The sequence below is a fragment of the Bradyrhizobium sp. genome (assembly GCF_030654605.1).
Taxonomy (GTDB): domain Bacteria; phylum Pseudomonadota; class Alphaproteobacteria; order Rhizobiales; family Xanthobacteraceae; genus Bradyrhizobium.
In genome coordinates this window covers 1-1,565 of record NZ_JAURXB010000107.1, presented here as the reverse complement: position 1 = coordinate 1,565, position 1,565 = coordinate 1, and the positions used below count along the sequence as shown (strand labels likewise).

Below are 1,565 nucleotides of genomic sequence, written 5' to 3'. Positions count from 1 at the left end.
GGCCTGGGGATCGACCCGGAACACGATCCTGCGCGATGCGAACGTTGCCGCATAGGTAGCACCCGGCGTGAGCGATTTGCTGGTGCCGGCAAGATCGTAGAACCTGCCCCTGAGCTGGTTGCCGGTGAGATCAAACTGCTGGCGCTCGCCCTTCTGGTCGAGCCGTTCGAACACCAGCGTGCCGCGCCCCTTGGCTTCGACCAGCGGCGAGGTGCCGTAAAGCGTCAACTGGGGGCCGGCTGGCGGCGCGCCCTTTTCCAGGCTGCGGACGACACTTGCCGCGACGTCGCTGGTTGCCCGGGTGGTGGGATGCGCCTGGGCGGGATCGCAGTTCGTCTTGCTGCCTTCGACCTCGGCGAGGTGGACCTTGCTCTCGTCCTGGCCGACGATGACCGTCCCCGTGCCGCTGATGGTTTCGCGCCGGCAGGATTTCATGTAGCCGAGCACGACCGAAGCTCCGGACCCGAGCTTGATGACTTTTCCCGGCACCACATAGTCCATGAACTCGGCGCCGGTGACGTTGCCCTGAACCTCTTCCACGACTGCAACCGGCGCCTGGGCGGTCGCGGATCCCGCAAACCCCATCACGCCGACAACCACGACAATCGCTCTCTTCATCCCAAAACCTCATTCCAAGTGGCAAAGCCGGGCTCAACGGTGAATTGAGCCGATCGCTTCGCAAGCCAGACATCGAAAACCGACGGTCCCCGAACTTTCGCTTCGCCTGACGAGGGGGACGAAGGAAGTATCATACCGCTAGCTTGGTCGCCCCCAAGTGAGTGTGACGCATATCACATATCCGCGAACTGCGCGGCGGCGGGATCGAACTCTTAATACATCGGCGGACTCAAATCGAGCTTGGCCCTGATGCGTGGAGGGCGACGCAACGCAGAGTGTGTGAGCTGGATCACGGTGGCTATGACGAATCCGGCGTAATCTCTCACCATTCACCGGCAATTGATGTCTCGGATGGGGATTGCGATGAGCAAGATCTTTACCACGGTTAGACCCGCGCTCCTGGCGATCGATGACGCCATCACGCGCACGATTCTGCATTACTGGATGTCCACGCTGCAGGCGCAACTCCGGCATGAGCGCGAACCGCAGTATTGATGCAGCATTGATTCGGTCGCCGGCGCGCCCATAGCGGAATCGTGATTGTCATCGCCATTGTCATCACCTTGCCTTTGTTGCGAACAGTATCCTGTCTGATCGCGGGGGCAGGGAGAGCAACGGACATGGCCATTCGCCTCGTCGCGCCGCGCCATCTGCGCTTCGCGCTTGTGTTCCTCACATTGTCGGTGGTGACGGGCGCGCGCGCCCAGGATGCGCCGCAGCCTCAGCATCATCAGACGGCAACGCCGTCGGAGCCGAAGCCGGGCGCCACCGGTGCGCGCGGCAGCGCATCAAGTCCGGCGGCCGTCGAGCAGCACCGGCTGCCGCCGGATTCGACCACCCGCCACACCCTGGCGCTTCCCGGGCGAACGCTCGATTTCACCGCCACCGCCGGTTCGATTCCGCTGTTCAACGACAAGCGCGAGCCGCAGGCCGACATCGCCTTCACC

The 1,565-nt window shown here is 63.2% G+C and carries 2 protein-coding genes and 1 pseudogene; 2 read left to right on the top strand and 1 reads right to left on the bottom strand.

The genetic code is table 11. From position 1 onward, the window contains the following. A partial coding sequence (locus tag Q7U29_RS10660; RefSeq protein WP_304741152.1) for a hypothetical protein occupies positions 1-618 on the bottom strand: 618 nt, incomplete at its 3' end. A 363-nt stretch (positions 619-981) separates the two neighbouring features. Here Q7U29_RS10660 and Q7U29_RS10655 point away from each other — a divergent pair. Together Q7U29_RS10655 and Q7U29_RS10650 are read left to right on the top strand one after the other, a co-directional pair. Beyond that, positions 982-1,113, top strand: coding sequence for a hypothetical protein (locus tag Q7U29_RS10655; RefSeq protein ID WP_304741150.1), 132 nt, complete (start codon positions 982-984; stop codon positions 1,111-1,113). 125 nt (positions 1,114-1,238) lie between these two features. Continuing rightward, positions 1,239-1,565 (top strand): annotated as a pseudogene (locus Q7U29_RS10650) (peptidase S10); the annotation flags it as partial.

What these genes read in the sequence shown, in the direction of transcription:
- Q7U29_RS10655 (WP_304741150.1), top strand. Translation starts at nt 982, where the DNA reads ATGAGCAAGATCTTTACCACGGTTAGACCCGCGCTCCTGGCGATCGAT.